The sequence below is a fragment of the Pelosinus fermentans JBW45 genome, assembly GCF_000271665.2.
Classification (GTDB): domain Bacteria; phylum Bacillota; class Negativicutes; order DSM-13327; family DSM-13327; genus Pelosinus; species Pelosinus baikalensis.
In genome coordinates this window covers 2,262,501-2,279,472 of the sequence record NZ_CP010978.1, presented here as the reverse complement: position 1 = coordinate 2,279,472, position 16,972 = coordinate 2,262,501, and the positions used below count along the sequence as shown (strand labels likewise).

Below are 16,972 nucleotides of genomic sequence, written 5' to 3'. Positions count from 1 at the left end.
ACCTCAAAACCTTACTTAAGATGTTAACGATAGCAATTTTTCAATTGTTTCATCTGCAGACATTTTTTCGTAAACATCCTGTTGCAAAAAAGCTTTAACAGAATCAATCGCAGCAATCGCATTGTCAATATTAACATTACTGCCTGTTGCGTATGCACCAATATTAATTAAATCTTCAGCTTCACGATAGGTGGCCATAATTGAACGCATTTTTTGTGCTGCCTTATAGTGTTCATTTTCTACAATGTCTAACATTACCCGACTTACACTTCCCAGAACATCAATGGCTGGATAATGATTTTGTGCAGCTATACCACGGTCTAATACAATATGTCCATCTAAAATACTGCGTACAGCATCCGCTATGGGTTCATTCATATCATCACCGTCTACCAGAACCGTGTAAATACCGGTAATTGAACCGTTCTCACCCGTCCCAGAACGCTCTAGCAGTTTGGGCAGCATCGCAAAAACAGATGGAGTGTAACCACGAGTAGCAGGAGGTTCACCAACAGTTAATCCAACTTCTCGTTGTGCCATGGCAAAACGGGTAACCGAATCCATCATTAATACAACATCTAAGCCTTGATCACGAAAATACTCTGCAATAGCTGTAGCAGTCATTGCCCCTTTGATACGCACCAAAGCAGGTTGATCAGATGTAGCGACAACCACCACTGAGCGTTTTAGTCCTTCTTCTCCTAAATCTCGTTCAATGAATTCTCTAACTTCTCTTCCCCGCTCACCAACTAAAGCAATAACATTAATATCCGCTTCCGTATTACGAGCGATCATGCCTAACAATGTACTCTTCCCAACACCACTGCCTGCCATAATACCGATTCGCTGCCCTCTTCCTAAGGTTATTAAACCATCAATCGCTCGCACACCTACTGATAACTTTTTTTCAATGCGCCTGCGAGATAAAGGATGAGGCGGAGCACTATGCAATGGATACTCTTCTTTTATCGCTAAAGGTCCTTTATCATCCATAGGATTGCCTAAACCATCCAGGATGCGACCTAGTAAATGATGTCCTACATTAACTTTTAAGGATTGATGAGCTGAAAAAACCTCACATCCCGGTCCTATTCCTTGCATTTCACCAATCGGCATCAATAAAACCCTATTATGACGAAATCCAACGACTTCAGCAGGAATTGCGTCTCCTGCATTCCGCGGAGATATATAACATAAATCCCCCAAGTTAACACTAGGACCTTGGGATTCAATCACTAAACCGACGATTTGTGTTATTTTACCAGCTATTTTCATTGTCTCAGCGCTTTGTATTACATTTAGATATTTCTCATTATCAAAGGACTTCATGGCAACACTCCTTGCAATGCTTTGCGAAGTGCATCAAACTGGGTATCAATTTTAGCATCAACCACACCATAGGATGTATCAATCACACAACTGCCTGCTGTAATCGTACGATCGGCTACAATTGTTAACGCCTGCTCACATCCCACCATATTTTGGAATTCCTGTTTCGCTTGCAATACGATATCAAAATCATTATTACTCACTCTAAGAACAATTTGCTCCTGATCCTTGACTTTTTCCAACGCATTTTTGACAATTGGCAGTACAATCAGAGGATTCTCTTCAATCTGGCAAGCCAGCACTTTACCGGCAACAGCCAGTGCAATTTCGATTATTTGCCTTTCTGCAGCTAAAATCATTTCTTTAGCTTCTTTTTCCCCAAGAGTTAACATTTGCTGCGTTTTTTCAACAGCATTATCAATCAGAGACTGCATTTCCTCTAATCCTGATTGTTTTCCCTGCTCGATCCCTTGCTGATATCCTTTTTGATATCCATCATCATGGGCTTGTTGTTTTAATTGCTCTACTTGCTGGTTTGCCTCATGAATGCATTGATTTGCATCCTTCTTAGCTTCATCAATAATAACAGCTGCGTCTTCTTTCGCCGAAGCTATTATTTCATCTGCCACTGAAGTATCCACTGAAACCTCAATTAATTCTTTAGTTACTTCAACATTATCATCTATAACCATATTATTATTTATTATCAAAGGTTCCACTTGCATACAAGCAAATCGTATAATATTAGCCAATGATCTCGTCCCCTTTGCCACGTGCCACAACGATTTCTCCAGACTCTTCCAGACGACGGATAACATTAACAATTTTTTGTTGGGCTTCTTCAACGTCTCTAATTCTTACTGGCCCCATATATTCGATTTCTTCACGCAACATGTCAGCAGCACGTTTTGACATGTTTTTGTAGATTTTACCTGCAACTTCATTTGAAGATGCTTTCAGAGCTAATGCCAAGTCTTTACTTTCAATCTCACGCAACACCAATTGCAAGGATCTGTCATCCAGCAATACAATATCTTCAAAGACAAACATGCGGCGTTTGATTTCTTCAGCAAGCTCAGGATTTTGTACCTCTAGGTTTTCCATAATCGTTCTTTCTGTTGATCGGTCAACTCGATTAAGTATTTCTACAATGGAGTCAACACCACCAGCAGATGTAAAATCTTGAGTAACCATAGCTGATAATTTACGTTCCAAAATGCGTTCAACATCTTTCAATACATCAGGAGACGTACGATCCATCGTTGCGATCCGTTTCGCCACATCAACCTGCCGATCCGGCGGTAAAGATGATAAAATCGTTCCTGATTGTTCTGCTTGTAAGTATGACATAATTAAAGCAATCGTTTGTGGATGCTCATTTTGAATAAAATTCAGCAATTGTCCCGGATCTGTTTTACGTGCGAAATCAAAAGGTCTAATTTGCAAACTTGAAGTTAATCTATTAATAATAGAGACTGCTTTTTCAGCACCAAGCGCCTTTTCCAAGATTTCACGAGCATAATCCAAGCCACCAGAAGAAATATAATTATTTGCCACTAACATTTGATGAAATTCAGCTAACACTTTTTCTTTTTGTTCTTGCGTTACTTTTCGTTGATTAGCAATTTCTAGAGTAAGCTTCTCCATTTCATCCTCTTTAAGATGCTTAAAAACCTGAGAAGAAACCTCGGGACCAAGGGCTATCAATAAGATAGCCGCTTTTTGCTTATTACTTAATTCATTTGATTGGTACATACTTACCCCCGCTCTACTCTTCGGACAACCAAACTCTAATTAACTGCGCTACCTCTTCAGGTTTAGCTTTGGCCAGCCTTTCAAGTTCTTTACGCTGTTCAGATAATTGTATTTCCTGAGCTGTCATTTCAGGCGTTTCTATTGACATTGATTCAGTTGCAGCAGCAATTTCTTCTTCCATTTTTTCTTCTTCTTGCCTTTTGCGAAGAGCACGCATACGAAGAATGTATAGAATTCCTAGAACCGTCGCTACGGCTAATGCTATCTTCAACCATAAAGCTTGCCGTTGTTGACTTTCAGCTTCCATTTCTTCTCTACGCTGTTTATCTGCCGCCTCTGTATTAAAGGTTATGCTCTCAACGGAAACAGTATCGCCTCTTGCATTATTAATGCCAATTGCAGAACTCACAGTCCTTAGAATGCTATCTTGCTGTGCCCGATTCACACTAGCATCAACCAAGACTGCCACAGTGAGCCGCTTAATAGATCCTGGCGTTGCTACAACTTTTTCTTTTGTTTCATTAATTTCATAATTGCGGATTACTTCTTTTTTCTCATAATTGGACTGATTTGTATTGGCTGTCACATAACCAGGTACATTTGTAGTCGTTCCCGGCACTCCACCTGGAGTATTGGGTGCACTGCCTGTAAAATTTTCATTCATTTCTTGAGAACTGCGTATAATTCCTTTGTCATCTACTACTGGTTCAAAGGTTTGTCGATCTACAACACGTTGATCGAAACTTAACTCAACATTTACCCTTGCCGCAGCTTTATTGGCTCCTAAAACTTGCTCTAATAGAGACTGCACATCTTTTTGCAAACTATCTTGTACTTTTTTAGTCATTTCAATTTGCGTTAATGTCACATTTGCTCCAGAGACTCCATTAGAGTCATTCTCTTCATTAAGTACACGAGCCAACTGATCCACCACAGTTATATTCTCAGGTTTTAACCCTTGTATACTATGAGCTACTAAATTAACAATACCTTTTATTTGATCCTTTGATAGTTGAGCCCCCGTACGTAGTTTAATCATAATAGAAGCTGTTGCAGGTTTTTCATTCTTCTTATACAAACTATCTTCCGAAAGAACTATATGTACCCTAGCTTTTTCCACTTCTGATAATTGTTCAATTGTACGAGCTAATTCACCTTGTAATGCTTGCACCAAATTCACTTTATTTTGAAATTCAGTAGCACCAAACTTACTTTGTTCAAATATTTCAAAGCCCTTATTGCCTCGTGGCAAACCTTGGCTGGCCAAATCCAACCGGATGCGGTAAACATCTTTTGCAGGAACCATAATTGCATTTCCATTACCACCAATTTCATGGGTAACTTTCATTTCCTTTAATTTTGCGCTTACCTCACCAGCATCTTTAGCTTCCATCTCAGTAAATAAAGGTACAAGATCCGGGCGACCACCCCACCAAAAACTCCACGCTAAAATAATTGCAAATATAAGTATAGCCGAGCCAAGAATCATATATCTTTCTTTTTTACCCAGGTTTTGCCACAAGCGCAGAGACTGCTCTTTCCAATCTGCCATTGTCTCCACCCTTTCAAATCAACAAAAATATTGTCATAATTATACCTGCATACGCATAATTTCTTGATATGCGTCAACCACTTTATTGCGGACCTGCATCGTTAGCTGCATTGCTATTGTTGCTTTTTCTGCCGCTATCGTCACTTGAGAGATGTCTTGCAATTTCCCTGCTGCTAGATCAAACGAAGCCTTTGCCGCATCTTGCTGCAAACTGTTCACTTCACCAAGCGCCTCTGTTAAGAATTCTCCAAAGTTCTTCTTACCCTCTTCTATTTGAGGCGTAACTTTTTCAACCATGTTCGAATTGACTGGCGTTAATTTAAGTGCCTCTATACGCACAAATGTCAACCTCCATTATTTTCCAATTTCTAATGCTTTAAGAGCCATACTTTTCGCTGTATTAATCGTAGTGACATTTGCTTCATAAGCCCTAGTAGCCGTAATCATATCTACCATTTCAGATACAACGTTAACATTCGGCATTTCCACATATCCATCTTGATTTGCATCTGGATGTGCGGGGTCATAGATTAAGCGAGCTGCAGAAGTATCTTCAGTAATTCCAACCACTCTAACTCCATTTCCAACATCATTACCTAACTTTTCAGATAAAACCTGGGAAAATGTTGCTTGATTTTCTCGCGGAGAAAACACAACCATTTGACGTCGATAGGCTCCTCCTTGGCTAGTACGAGTCGTATTAACATTAGCAATATTATTAGAGATTACATCCATTCTAAGTCGTTCTGCTGTTAAACCTGATGCTGCTGCATCAATAGCACCAAACATTCCCATACTTATCCTCTCCCTTCTTTTATCGCGGACTTAATCCCTGTGAAATAACCACTTAATTGTTGTACTACTGCGTTATAATAGATATTATTCTTTGACAGATTCGCCATTTCAATATCAATATCTACATTACTGCCATCAGTTCTAAAAGAAGTTTTATCAATTACCTTTACTGCAGGAGTTGGAATCCCTTTTCCTTGCAATGGCAAATGCTGACTATTTGTTTTTGTCATCTGTAATTTACCGTTATCTACGGCATCTTGCAGAAAATCTTCAAAAACCACTTCACTTTTCTTAAAACCCGGCGTGTTAACATTGGAGATATTATTACTAATTACCTTTTGCCTTAAAGAAGATGCTGATAAAGCTTGCTCTAACACAGACACTCGCGGCGACGCTAGAATTGAATTTAACACACATAATCCTCCAGTATTTTATATTACATGTAACATAATTACATTTTATTACACAAAATGTAGAACTAAGCATTATTATTCTATATAATCCTTCAAATACCTTTGTTAAAATACTATTTCCAACAATTTTTACACAATTATAACACACTTATAATTCTATAAAGTGACAGAAAATCCTTCATAATCAAAAATCAACCCTTGTTAATGATATAATACTTTTGTCTTTTGCACATCTACCAAAAGATATAGAAATCCCTCTATCTACAAATTTTTACAACAATCATTTTTATTTCTCAAATAACACCATGAGATAAAAAAAGAACTGCTGCTATTGAACCTATCTCAATAGCAGCAGTTCTTTTTATTATTGTATTACTTTTTAAGTTTTTTCAATTCTTCAAATAAGCGCTCATTTAATACTTTTATATAAGTACCCTTCATTCCTAATGATTTTGATTCAATGACCCCTGCGCTTTCAAATTTACGTAAGGCATTAACAATTACGGAACGAGTAATTCCTACACGATCAGCAATTTTACTTGCAACTAGTAAACCTTCATTACCTTCTAACTCATTCAAAATGTGGATAACAGCTTCAAGTTCAGAATAAGAAAGGGTACCAAGAGCTACTTGCACCGTGGCTTTCTTACGAGCTTCATCTTCAATCTTTCCACTACGATCTCTTAAAATTTCCATACCAACAACGGTTGCTCCATATTCAGCCAAAACAAGATCTTCATCTTGAAACTCAGTATGAAATTTAGCTACAATTAATGTGCCAATTCGTTCTCCTACACCGTGAATAGGGACGATAGTGGTAAACTTGTCTGTGAACATACACCCCGTATCTTCACTAAAGGAACAAAGACCTCCCTCAAGGCTTAGATTTGGAGATGTTTCGTTAACCCGCAGTAACCATTCTACATACCGTTCAGGAAAACATCCTTGTAATAACACTTTATCACGCATTAAATCACATTCAAAATCACCTAACAAAGCATATCCAAATATTTTACCATCTTTAGCAACAATATACACATTTGCTTCCATCACTGTACTGAGCACGCGAGAAATTTCATCATATTCCACTTTCTCGGATTTTTGCAATAATTTATTAATTTTACGAGTACGTTCTAACATCGTTGTCATAATACTGCCTCCTACCCTTCATTAGGTTATATAACCTAGTTTATAATATAAAATGACTTAAATCTGGATTCACTACAATATGCGCTAATTTGGTCTTGACATAATCTTTATTGATTAAAACCAATTTTTCATTTATATCAGGTGCTTCAAACGCTAAATCTTCTAGTAATTTTTCCAAAATAGTATGCAAACGTCTAGCACCAATATTTTCAGTTTGAGCATTTACTTCAAAAGCAATTTCCGCTAACTCCTCAATAGCATCATCAGTAAATTGAATTTTTATATTTTCTGTTTCTAACAAGCTCATATACTGCTTAATTAAGGCATTTGCTGGTTCTGTTAATATTTGTTTTAAATCAGCTTTTGATAAATTCGTTAGCTCTACTCGAATAGGAAAGCGTCCCTGTAATTCAGGAATCAATTCGGAAGGCTTTGCCATATGAAAAGCTCCTGCAGCCATAAACAATATGTGATCCGTTTTTATAGGACCATGCTTGGTAACTACAGTAGATCCTTCTACAATAGGCAAAATATCGCGTTGTACACCTTCCCGTGATACATCGGGACCAGACGATTTTCCACGACCTACGATTTTATCAATTTCATCTAAGAAAATAATCCCGGAGTTTTCTGCTAAATCTAACGCAATGGCAGTCACTTCGTCCATGTCAATAAGCTTTTGCGCTTCTTCTTGAATAAAAATTTTACGAGCATTAGCAATTGTTACATTTCTCTTTTTTTGTTTTTTAGGCAAAAAACTTCCAAGCATATCTTGTATATTAATGCCCATTTCCTCAATGCCAGCACCAGAGAATGCTCCCATCATAGGATTTACAGAATCTTCTACTATTATCTCTATAAACTCATTTTCTAATTCACCATTATCTAATCGTTTTTTCCAATATTCCCGATTTAAAATTGGAGCCTCAACATTTTCGTCGATTACTTTATTTGATGCTACGTCGTTATTCGAAGTTGTGCCACCAAATAATATTTCAAAAGGGTTACGTGGTGTTTCTTTTTTAGCAGATGGCACAAAAAACTCCAATATACGCTCTTCTGCAAACTGATGTGCTTTTTCTGTTACTTCTAGCATTTTTGCATGCTTAACCATACGAATAGCTGTTTCTACCAGGTCGCGAACCATTGATTCAACATCACGGCCTACATAGCCAACTTCAGTAAATTTCGTGGCTTCCACCTTTACAAAGGGTGCATTGACTAACTTAGCCAAACGCCTCGCAATTTCAGTTTTGCCTACACCAGTCGGTCCAATCATCAAGATATTTTTAGGGACAATTTCATCTTGCAAGTTTGCTGCTAATTGTTTACTACGCCAACGATTACGAAGTGCAACCGCCACTGATTTTTTTGCTTGTTGTTGTCCCACAATATATTTATCCAATTCTATTACAATCTGTTTAGGTGTCATCTCAATCATACTGTCACCCCTTTTTATAACTCTTCAACTGTAATATTACCATTTGTATATACACAAATACTTGCTGCAGTTTGAAGCGCTTCTCGAGCAATTTCAGAAGCAGATAAATTAGAGTGTTTTACTAAAGCCCGAGCCGCTGCTAAGGCATAAGGACCACCTGAACCTATAGACATAACATCGTCGTCTGGCTCAATTACCTCACCATTTCCTGATATGATTAACATATGATCTGCATCTGTAACAATAAGTAATGCTTCCAAGCGACGCAATACTCTGTCTACACGCCACTCTTTAGCTAATTCAACAGCAGCTCGCATTAAATTACCATTGAACTCTTCCAACTTTACTTCAAATTTTCCAAATAAGGTAAATGCATCAGCCACAGATCCGGCAAAGCCAGCTAACACTTGACCATGATATAAACGTCGAACCTTTTTAGCGTTATGTTTCATTATCGTATTACCACCAAAAGTAACTTGACCATCACCAGCGATTGCCGTTTTCCCTTGTTTTTTTACAGCAACAATGGTTGTCGCGTGAAACAAAAATACCGCCTCCTATGCACCATATATATATGCATTATGATAGACTGTTTTTAATTTTTCTTTCGCTACATGAGTAAAAAGAACCTCCTCAACACTTTGTAATTTAGCAAAATCGAAAATCCCTCGATATCTGCCTAATAATTCATTACAGAGTGCTGTGAGGCATTCTTTTCAATCTTCAAATATAAGATAATAGTGTAATTGTCGAAATAACAATTATATGCTTCTAAAATATGTCGAAGTATGAAACACTACTAAGACTGGCTCTCTCGTCTGTCAAGCTATGTAGGAAAATTTATTAATTCATACTAGCACAATAACATTAATTATGCAAGATTATTGTATAATTCTTCTTTAAATTTATCAATAGCATTTAATGAGCGTTGAGCAATTAAATGGTTTTTTATTTTTTTATCTCGTATTCTTTCCTCCCACGGTGGTAATAGTCCAAAATTTATATTCATAGGTTGAAAATGTTCTACCTCGGCATTCGTAATATAGTGGCACAAAGCTCCATGGGCTGTTTCCTTCGGAAATACTACAGGCCCAAGTCCTGATAATAAACGACTTGCATTAAGTCCTGCTACTAATCCGGAAGCAGCGGACTCCACATATCCCTCCACACCTGTAATTTGTCCTGCAAAGAATATGTTGGAGTTTGTAATCATTTGCAGCGTAGTAGATAGAATTTTAGGTGAATTGATAAATGTATTTCGATGCATAACACCTAAGCGAACAAAGTCTGCTTTTTCTAAGCCAGGTATCAATCGGAAGACTCGCTCCTGTTCAGGCCATTTTAAATGTGTTTGAAATCCAACAATATTATACAAAGTAGCAGCAAAATTATCCTGACGTAATTGTATTACCGCGTAAGGTCTTTCCCCGGTAGTTGGATTTTCTAACCCAACTGGCTTCAATGGCCCAAAACGTAAAGTATCAATACCGCGACTCGCCATTTCTTCTACCGGCATACACCCTTCAAAAAAGATTGCTTTCTCAAAATTTTTGACAGGAGCAGTTTCTGCATGAGTCAACTCATGCCAGAAAAGTTCATATTCAGCTTTAGTCATAGGACAATTTAAATAGTCATCATCCCCCTTACCATAACGAGAGGCGCGATATATTTTACTCATATCAAGAGAATCTCCTAATACGATCGGAGCCGCGGCATCGTAAAAGTACAAATATTCATTACCTGTTATTTTTCCGATAGATTCTGATAAGTTTGGAGATGTTAAAGGCCCACTGGCGATAATTAGTAATTGTTCTTGAGGAATGTCAGTCACTTCACCACTTACAATTGTTACTTTTGGATGGCTTACAAGAGCATCTGTTACATATTTACTAAACGAATCACGATCGACGGCTAAAGCTCCACCCGCTGGTACTTTACTTGCATCCGCCGCTTTCAAGATTAAAGAGTTCATTTTTCGCATTTCTTCCTTTAGTAATCCAACAGCATTTTCAATTGCAGCCCCTCGTAATGAATTACTGCATACTAACTCTGCAAATTGATCCGTATGATGAGCCGGCGGCATAACATGGGGTCTCATTTCATGCAGTTCCACATCATATCCCGCCTCCGCAACTTGCCAAGCTGCTTCACTGCCAGCTAAGCCAGCTCCGATAATAGTTACTTTAGACACGATTGTTCCTCCGATTATATCATTTATTCTGATTTAGTTTTCTTAGTTAGCGTCGTACCTTTAGATTTTCTTGAAGTTGTTTTACTTTTTTTGGCATCTTTTGTTTTTTTTGTGCTATCATTCGCTTTTTTATCAATATCATTTTGACGCGTTTGGCAAGATTCATTGCTGCATATGATATTAAATTTACCACTTTTTAAATTATGCCGTAACATAAAGGCACCACAAGTCTGACAATTTTCTTTTAAAGGTATATCCCATGTCATAAAGTCACAGGCAGGATAATTCTTACATCCATAAAAGGTTTTACTGCGTTTTGTTCGCCGTTCAACAATACTTCCAGCGCATTTGGGGCATTGTACTCCGGTCTCTTTTAAAATAGGCTTTGTATTACGGCACTCTGGGAAACCAGGACACGCTAAGAAATCACCATAACGGCCATGTTTTACCACCATTAATCTACCACAATTCTCACATGGTACATCGGATACTTCCACAGGAAGTTCAACATGACCAATTTCTTTTTCTGCTTGTTCTAAGTCTACAGCAAACCAAGCATAGAACTCTCGTAATAAATCAATGCGTGAACCTTTGCCATCGGCAATTTCATCAAGACTATTTTCCATTTTAGCTGTAAACTCAACATCTACGATTGCTTTAAAATATTGTTTTAACAAATCAAGAACGACAAAGCCTAATTCTGTTGGTTGAAATTTTTTCTCTACTTTAATTACATAACCTCGTGCTAATATGGTTTCAACAATTGGTGAATAGGTACTTGGGCGACCAATACCTTTTTCTTCTAGTACTTTTACTAAGCTGGAATCTGTATATCTAGGCGGTGGTTCTGTAAAATGCTGCTTAGGAGTAATCTTATTAACCTTTAATTTCTCTCCAATCGTCAAGTTAGGCAATGTAATATCTTTCTCTTTTTCTTCCCCATCTTTACTTTCTGTATATACGGCCATAAAACCAGGAAACTTAACCGTCGAACCTGTTGCTCGTAAAGAAAAACGGCTAGCGGCAATATCTACGGTTAACGTATCATATATTGCTGGTGCCATTTGACTGGCAATGAATCGTTCCCAAATTAAAGTATATAATCGCGACTGATCTCGTGAAAGATACTTAACTAACTTTTCTGGAGGAAATTCTAAACTAGTAGGACGAATGGCTTCATGTGCATCTTGGGATTTTTTCGAAGAATATACTGGGCTCTTTTCAGGTAAGTAGCTTTCTCCATATGTTGCTGCAATGTACTTAACGGCTTCTTGTTGAGCTGACTCAGCTAAACGCACCGAATCAGTACGCATATAAGTGATAAGTCCGACTGGACCTGAGCTACCAAGATCTAGCCCTTCATATAATTGTTGAGCCACCATCATTGTTTTGCGAGAAGTAAAGCCCAATTTGCGTGATGCCTCTTGCTGTAAACTGCTGGTAATAAAGGGTGCAGCAGGATTACGCCGCCTTTCTCGCCGCTTCACGTCCGCTACCGTAAATTCAGCCTTTTCTAATTCTTCTTGTATACTTTGAGCTTGCTCTTCGTTATCAATTTTAGCCTTATGATCGTCAATTAAAATAAGCTGGGCGTCAAATAATGCCGTTTTGGGCATTCCCCGCAACTTTGCAACCACTGTCCAATATTCTTCTGAGACAAACGCTTGGATTTCTTTTTCCCTATCACAGATAATTCCTACAGCTGTAGACTGCACTCGTCCTGCGCTAAGACCTTTTCTTACCTTCCTCCACAGCAGAGGGCTTAATTGATAACCAACAATTCGGTCTAATAACCGCCTGGCTTGCTGCGCATCAACCCTCTCCATATTAATAGGCCGAGGTTTTTTTACAGCATTTTGAATTGTAGTTTTTGTAATTTCATTAAACTCAATTCGACAGGCCTTATCTTGAGGAATATTTAATATATGTGACAAATGCCAAGCAATCGCTTCTCCTTCCCTATCAGGGTCAGATGCCAAATAAACAATATCTGCTGCCTTAGCAGCATTTTTAAGACTTTTTATAAGATCGCCTTTGCCACGAATATTAATATATTTAGGCGCAAAATTGTTCTCTACATCTACACCAAATTGGCTCTTAGGCAAATCCCTTAAATGTCCCATAGAAGCCTTAACTGTGTAGTTTTTTCCAAGAAACTTCTCAATCGTTTTTGCTTTTGCTGGAGATTCAACTATAACTAATGCTTTGCTCACTTAACTCCCTCCTTAGCGCAGCGCAAATAGCGTTTCCCGCTATTCTCTGTCACTAAACCACGTAATTCAAACTGAAGTAATATATATGTAATTACTGCGGTACTCAGCTTTGTTTTCATGACAATGTCTTCAATCCCTAAAGAATTTTCATATGTAAGAATATCATAAACCATTGCTTCCTCGCTAGTAAGGTCGATTCTTTGAGTCTCTTTCTCTTTAACGGCAATGTCATATTCCTCCAATATGTCAACAGCACTATCAATCAGTTTAGCACCCTGTTTTACAAGTCGATGTGTCCCTTTGCTAGATGGTGAAAAAATACTACCAGGCACAGCAAAGACATCACGTCCTTCTTCCAAGGCAAAATCAGCTGTAATTAATGCTCCGCTTCTTTCTGCAGCTTCCACCACTACCACCCCACGGGACAAGCCATTAATAATTCTGTTGCGCGCTGGAAAATGACCAGGATGTGCCATAGTGCCAGGAGCATATTCAGAAACTACAGCACCACGCTCTGCAATTTGATTTATCAATTTACCATTTTCCGGTGGATAGTTAATATCCACTCCACAGCCAAGAACTGCTATTGTATATCCATCTTTCAATAATGCGCCCTGATGAGCAGCTGTATCGATACCCCGGGCAGCACCACTCACTACCCATACTCCAGCTTCATTAAGCTCTGATGCTAGTAACTGTGCAACATTTTTCCCATAGGAAGTAGCCTTCCTCGCCCCGACAATTGCAATAAGATGATCAGTAATTGGCAATGCACCACGATAAAACAAAACTTGAGGAGCATTATAAGTATTTAGAAGCAACTTAGGATATTCGGAATCGTTATGAGAACAAATACGAATTCCTTTTCTTTCCCAATCACATGCTAATGTATATATATCTATTTTTTCCCGATGTATGAGTAATTTATTATAGATTGTTTCATCTAAATGCCCACATAAAAATAAATCACGCTTATTGGCCAGCCAAGCCTGCTGAGCGCTACCAAAAAAAGAAACCAATCCTTTAAGACGTACGTTACCAATTCCAGCTACCATCTGTAATGCTGCTAAGTATATTTTTTCCATTTTTCCTCCAACATGATCACATTTACCTAATCATATATATATTCAGGAAAATCAGTATAAAATAATGGTAATTATAGCACACTTCCACAATACACACCAACAAAAAATGTCAATTTGAAAAACCCTAACACATATATCAACAATTCCTTCTCATTTCAGCTTGAGAATAAATGTAATCAGCTATAGTCACAGCAGCTTGAGGTCGTCCCATTTTCAAAGAATTTTGTCGTAATCTTATTAATTCGTCAGGCTGCTCTATAAACAATTTTTCTATGATTAGCTGTATATCGAATAAAGAGTCTGCCCTCAAAGCTACTTGCTGCTCAATTAAATAATTTGTATTTGCTTCTTCTTGTCCTGGTATAGGTCGATAAATGAGCATCGGTATGCCTGCACATAATGTTTCTGCACACGTTATTCCTCCTGGCTTCGAAATGATTAGATCTGCAATTGCCATTAATTCATTAACATAATCAACATATCCTAAAACTTGTACCTTATTGCGCAGCTTAGGCTGTAAATTCATCACTTTCTGATACATCTTTTTATTTTTGCCTGCAACAACAATCATTTGTAATGGAATGCCAATATTTTCACAACATTGAACAATTTTATCCATGGGCAGAAGTCCTGCTCCACCACCCATAATAAGAATTGTTTTTATCTCACTACAAAGCTGTAAATTCTGCATTACTTTTTCTTTATCAGATACTCGTGAGAATTTTTCACCAACAGGAATTCCCATAACCTTTATACCATTACCATTTATTCCGTGGTCAAATAAGAATTTGCCCATTTTTTCATTGGCAATAACATAATGTTGAATTTCAGGATAAACCCACAAGCGGTGTACAACAAAATCTGTAACTACACCAACTACCGGAATGGCAATTTTCTTATCTTTTAATAAAGAAGAGATAAGCCCAGCAGGAGTGGCATGAGTGCATACAATAATATCTGGATTATACCCTAAAATGTATTGTTCCATTCTTTTAGCCAAATAGCGACTAATGATCTGACGACCTGCTAATGCAAGCGGACTTTCATTTCCCCAGCCATAGGCCATCCCATATATTTTAGGAAATAATTCTAATACTTTGAAATAAATAGTTAAAATATTTTTACCAACAAATATATTAAAAAAATCAAATACATTTACCAGTTTGGTTTCAACGTGACCATATTGTCGACACATTGCTTCAGCAACTGATTGTGCTGCTTTTATATGGCCTGCCCCTATTGGAGCGCTAATAAATAACACTTTGCATGATTTAGCCAACTTTCGTTAGCCTCCTATCTTATCGTTATAAAAAGTCTAAATTCATTTTTTTATATAATATGACATCATCATTGGCATTCATTGTTTGCAATAGATCTTTAGAAGTTAACCCTTGATATACAGGAAGATCATAAGCAATCTCTTGCAACGGTATAAGAACAAAGGATCTCTCATGTAAGCGAGGGTGAGGTAATTGCAGCACCTCATCCTTGATAATATGACCATGATAAACAAGAATATCAATATCTATATTTCTAGGACCCCAACGCTGCTTACGGATCCTGCCTAATTGATATTCTGCATGTAGACATTCTGTTAATAACTCATGGGGATTTAACATAGTATTAATACTAATAACTAAGTTAAAAAAGTTAGGTTGATTCACAAAACCAACAGGTTTTGTTTCATATAAGGATGATATTTTATTAATAGTAATTTTACTCTGCTTATTTAATTCGCAAATCGCCGACTTTATATTACTTTCGCGGTCTCCCATATTAGAACCTAATCCAAGTATAATCATTACCTTATTTACTCCGGCTGATTTCAACCTGAACAAAATTTAGCGGTCCAGGGATCGGTACAGCAGGCTTCCGAATTCTTATAGTAACATCCGTAGCAATGCTTGTCTTTAAAATTAATTCTGCAATATGTCCGCCAACTGCTTCTAATAGTTGGAATCTTTGATTTTCCATAACGTCTTTGATTTGAGAATAAATCATCGTATAGTCAATTGTATCAGTGAGCTTATCCGTTTTAGCTGCCTCACTTAGATCCGCATGTATTTGGGCATCCACATAGAAACGCTGCCCTTGTTCACGTTCATATTCATAAACCCCATGAAACCCATAAAACACCATATTTTCTAATAGTATTGTATCCTTCATCACATATCACTCCTCATCATCGCATCTGTCATTTTTGCTATTCTAGCCATTGCTTGTACATTGTGTACACGAACAATATTACTGCCCTTCATTATTCCAATAGACACGGTAGCGCCTGTCCCTTCTACCCGTTCTTCTACTGGCAGGCCTAACACTTCACCAATAAATCTTTTATTGGAAGTACCTAGTAATATAGGACAGCCTAATGATCTTAACTCATCTAAACGAGACATTACTATCAAATTTTGTTCCGGCGTCTTCCCAAATCCAATGCCCGGATCAATAATAATGTTGTTAGGATCAATGCCTGCTTGAATGCCTATAGAGATGCTCTTTTGTAAAAAATTATATATTTCTGACATAATGTCTTGCTGATAATGTGTAGTATCTTGATTATGCATGATAATAATAGGCACATTGTACCCAGCTACTACCTTCGCCATATTATGATCTTGCTGCAGTCCCCATATATCATTGATCATATGAGCCCCCAATTTTAACGCCTCCAGCGCAACGCTGGATTTATATGTATCCACCGAAACAGGCACTGTAGATATCGATAAGACTCGTTCTAATAAGGGACCCAATCGATTCATTTCTTCTTCAGCTGATATTTTTTCAGCTCCAAAGTAGGGTCTGGTAGATTCAGCACCAATATCAATAATGTCGGCACCACACTGTATCATCTCTTCAACATGATACAGCGCTTTTTCGATGGTATTATATTTACCGCCATCTGAGAAAGAGTCTGGTGTAACATTTAAAATCCCCATTATTAAAGTGCGCCTTGGCATAATCTTTAGCGAATGATGCTGCCAATCATATGAGCGTTGAGGAAAACTCTCAATATTATTTAAAGTTCTCTCAATAGCCTCTGCAATTG

At 37.7% G+C, this 16,972-nt stretch carries 17 protein-coding genes (1 of these 17 running past the window's edge); all 17 read right to left on the bottom strand.

Annotated features, from left to right (window positions below; translation table 11 throughout):
• Positions 1-15: 15 nt before the first annotated feature.
• Positions 16-1,329, bottom strand: coding sequence for a flagellar protein export ATPase FliI (gene fliI / locus JBW_RS09800; protein WP_007953636.1), 1,314 nt, complete (start codon positions 1,327-1,329; stop codon positions 16-18).
• Positions 1,326-2,081: a FliH/SctL family protein gene (locus JBW_RS09795; RefSeq protein ID WP_235334177.1), complete on the bottom strand. Its 756-nt coding sequence runs from the start codon at positions 2,079-2,081 to the stop codon at positions 1,326-1,328. Before JBW_RS09795 ends, fliI begins: the two co-directional genes overlap by 4 nt.
• The gene (fliG, locus tag JBW_RS09790; protein ID WP_007953640.1) at positions 2,074-3,084 is read right to left on the bottom strand and encodes a flagellar motor switch protein FliG; all 1,011 of its coding nucleotides are present in this window, start codon (positions 3,082-3,084) and stop codon (positions 2,074-2,076) included. Before fliG ends, JBW_RS09795 begins: the two co-directional genes overlap by 8 nt.
• A gap of 13 nt (positions 3,085-3,097) precedes the next feature.
• Complete coding sequence (gene fliF / locus JBW_RS09785) at positions 3,098-4,636, bottom strand: flagellar basal-body MS-ring/collar protein FliF (RefSeq protein WP_007953642.1); 1,539 nt, start codon at positions 4,634-4,636, stop codon at positions 3,098-3,100.
• 39 nt (positions 4,637-4,675) lie between these two features.
• Complete coding sequence (gene fliE / locus JBW_RS09780) at positions 4,676-4,975, bottom strand: flagellar hook-basal body complex protein FliE (protein WP_007953643.1); 300 nt, start codon at positions 4,973-4,975, stop codon at positions 4,676-4,678.
• A 15-nt stretch (positions 4,976-4,990) separates the two neighbouring features.
• Positions 4,991-5,431 carry a flagellar basal body rod protein FlgC gene (gene flgC, locus JBW_RS09775; RefSeq protein ID WP_007953644.1) on the bottom strand — a complete coding sequence of 147 codons (441 nt, stop codon included), beginning with the start codon at positions 5,429-5,431 and terminating at the stop codon, positions 4,991-4,993.
• A gap of 2 nt (positions 5,432-5,433) precedes the next feature.
• Positions 5,434-5,844: a flagellar basal body rod protein FlgB gene (gene flgB, locus JBW_RS09770; RefSeq protein WP_007953645.1), complete on the bottom strand. Its 411-nt coding sequence runs from the start codon at positions 5,842-5,844 to the stop codon at positions 5,434-5,436.
• A gap of 372 nt (positions 5,845-6,216) precedes the next feature.
• On the bottom strand, positions 6,217-6,993 hold the full coding sequence (gene codY, locus JBW_RS09765) for a GTP-sensing pleiotropic transcriptional regulator CodY (RefSeq protein ID WP_007953646.1): 777 nt from the start codon (positions 6,991-6,993) through the stop codon (positions 6,217-6,219).
• A 40-nt stretch (positions 6,994-7,033) separates the two neighbouring features.
• Positions 7,034-8,434 (bottom strand): ATP-dependent protease ATPase subunit HslU, encoded by a 1,401-nt coding sequence (hslU, locus tag JBW_RS09760; protein WP_007953647.1) that lies wholly within the window; start codon positions 8,432-8,434, stop codon positions 7,034-7,036.
• A 14-nt stretch (positions 8,435-8,448) separates the two neighbouring features.
• Positions 8,449-8,979, bottom strand: coding sequence for an ATP-dependent protease subunit HslV (hslV, locus tag JBW_RS09755; RefSeq protein WP_007953648.1), 531 nt, complete (start codon positions 8,977-8,979; stop codon positions 8,449-8,451).
• A 326-nt stretch (positions 8,980-9,305) separates the two neighbouring features.
• Positions 9,306-10,625 (bottom strand): methylenetetrahydrofolate--tRNA-(uracil(54)-C(5))-methyltransferase (FADH(2)-oxidizing) TrmFO, encoded by a 1,320-nt coding sequence (trmFO, locus tag JBW_RS09750; protein WP_007953649.1) that lies wholly within the window; start codon positions 10,623-10,625, stop codon positions 9,306-9,308.
• A gap of 23 nt (positions 10,626-10,648) precedes the next feature.
• Entirely contained in the window at positions 10,649-12,838 is a 2,190-nt protein-coding gene (gene topA / locus JBW_RS09745) for a type I DNA topoisomerase (RefSeq protein WP_007953650.1), read from the bottom strand.
• Positions 12,835-13,923, bottom strand: coding sequence for a DNA-processing protein DprA (gene dprA / locus JBW_RS09740; protein ID WP_007953652.1), 1,089 nt, complete (start codon positions 13,921-13,923; stop codon positions 12,835-12,837). The genes topA and dprA overlap by 4 nt, the downstream gene beginning before the upstream one ends.
• 136 nt (positions 13,924-14,059) lie before the next feature.
• Positions 14,060-15,202 (bottom strand): MGDG synthase family glycosyltransferase, encoded by a 1,143-nt coding sequence (locus JBW_RS09735; RefSeq protein ID WP_007953654.1) that lies wholly within the window; start codon positions 15,200-15,202, stop codon positions 14,060-14,062.
• Between the two features lie 25 nt (positions 15,203-15,227).
• The gene (folK, locus tag JBW_RS09730; protein WP_007953656.1) at positions 15,228-15,725 is read right to left on the bottom strand and encodes a 2-amino-4-hydroxy-6-hydroxymethyldihydropteridine diphosphokinase; all 498 of its coding nucleotides are present in this window, start codon (positions 15,723-15,725) and stop codon (positions 15,228-15,230) included.
• Positions 15,726-15,729: 4 nt separating this feature from the next.
• Positions 15,730-16,089, bottom strand: coding sequence for a dihydroneopterin aldolase (folB, locus tag JBW_RS09725; RefSeq protein WP_007953658.1), 360 nt, complete (start codon positions 16,087-16,089; stop codon positions 15,730-15,732).
• Positions 16,089-16,972, bottom strand: the 3' portion of a protein-coding gene (folP, locus tag JBW_RS09720) for a dihydropteroate synthase (RefSeq protein WP_007953659.1). Its footprint extends 319 nt past the window's final position; the window shows 884 of its 1,203 coding nt (coding positions 320-1,203); its start codon lies off the right edge, out of view — the gene reads right to left on this strand; its stop codon occupies positions 16,089-16,091. Before folP ends, folB begins: the two co-directional genes overlap by 1 nt.

What these genes read in the sequence shown, in the direction of transcription:
- fliI (WP_007953636.1), bottom strand. Translation starts at nt 1,329, where the DNA reads ATGAAGTCCTTTGATAATGAGAAATATCTAAATGTAATACAAAGCGCT.
- fliG (WP_007953640.1), bottom strand. Translation starts at nt 3,084, where the DNA reads ATGTACCAATCAAATGAATTAAGTAATAAGCAAAAAGCGGCTATCTTA.
- fliF (WP_007953642.1), bottom strand. Translation starts at nt 4,636, where the DNA reads ATGGCAGATTGGAAAGAGCAGTCTCTGCGCTTGTGGCAAAACCTGGGT.
- flgC (WP_007953644.1), bottom strand. Translation starts at nt 5,431, where the DNA reads ATGGGAATGTTTGGTGCTATTGATGCAGCAGCATCAGGTTTAACAGCA.
- codY (WP_007953646.1), bottom strand. Translation starts at nt 6,993, where the DNA reads ATGACAACGATGTTAGAACGTACTCGTAAAATTAATAAATTATTGCAA.
- hslU (WP_007953647.1), bottom strand. Translation starts at nt 8,434, where the DNA reads ATGATTGAGATGACACCTAAACAGATTGTAATAGAATTGGATAAATAT.
- dprA (WP_007953652.1), bottom strand. Translation starts at nt 13,923, where the DNA reads ATGGAAAAAATATACTTAGCAGCATTACAGATGGTAGCTGGAATTGGT.
- folK (WP_007953656.1), bottom strand. Translation starts at nt 15,725, where the DNA reads ATGATTATACTTGGATTAGGTTCTAATATGGGAGACCGCGAAAGTAAT.
- folB (WP_007953658.1), bottom strand. Translation starts at nt 16,089, where the DNA reads ATGAAGGATACAATACTATTAGAAAATATGGTGTTTTATGGGTTTCAT.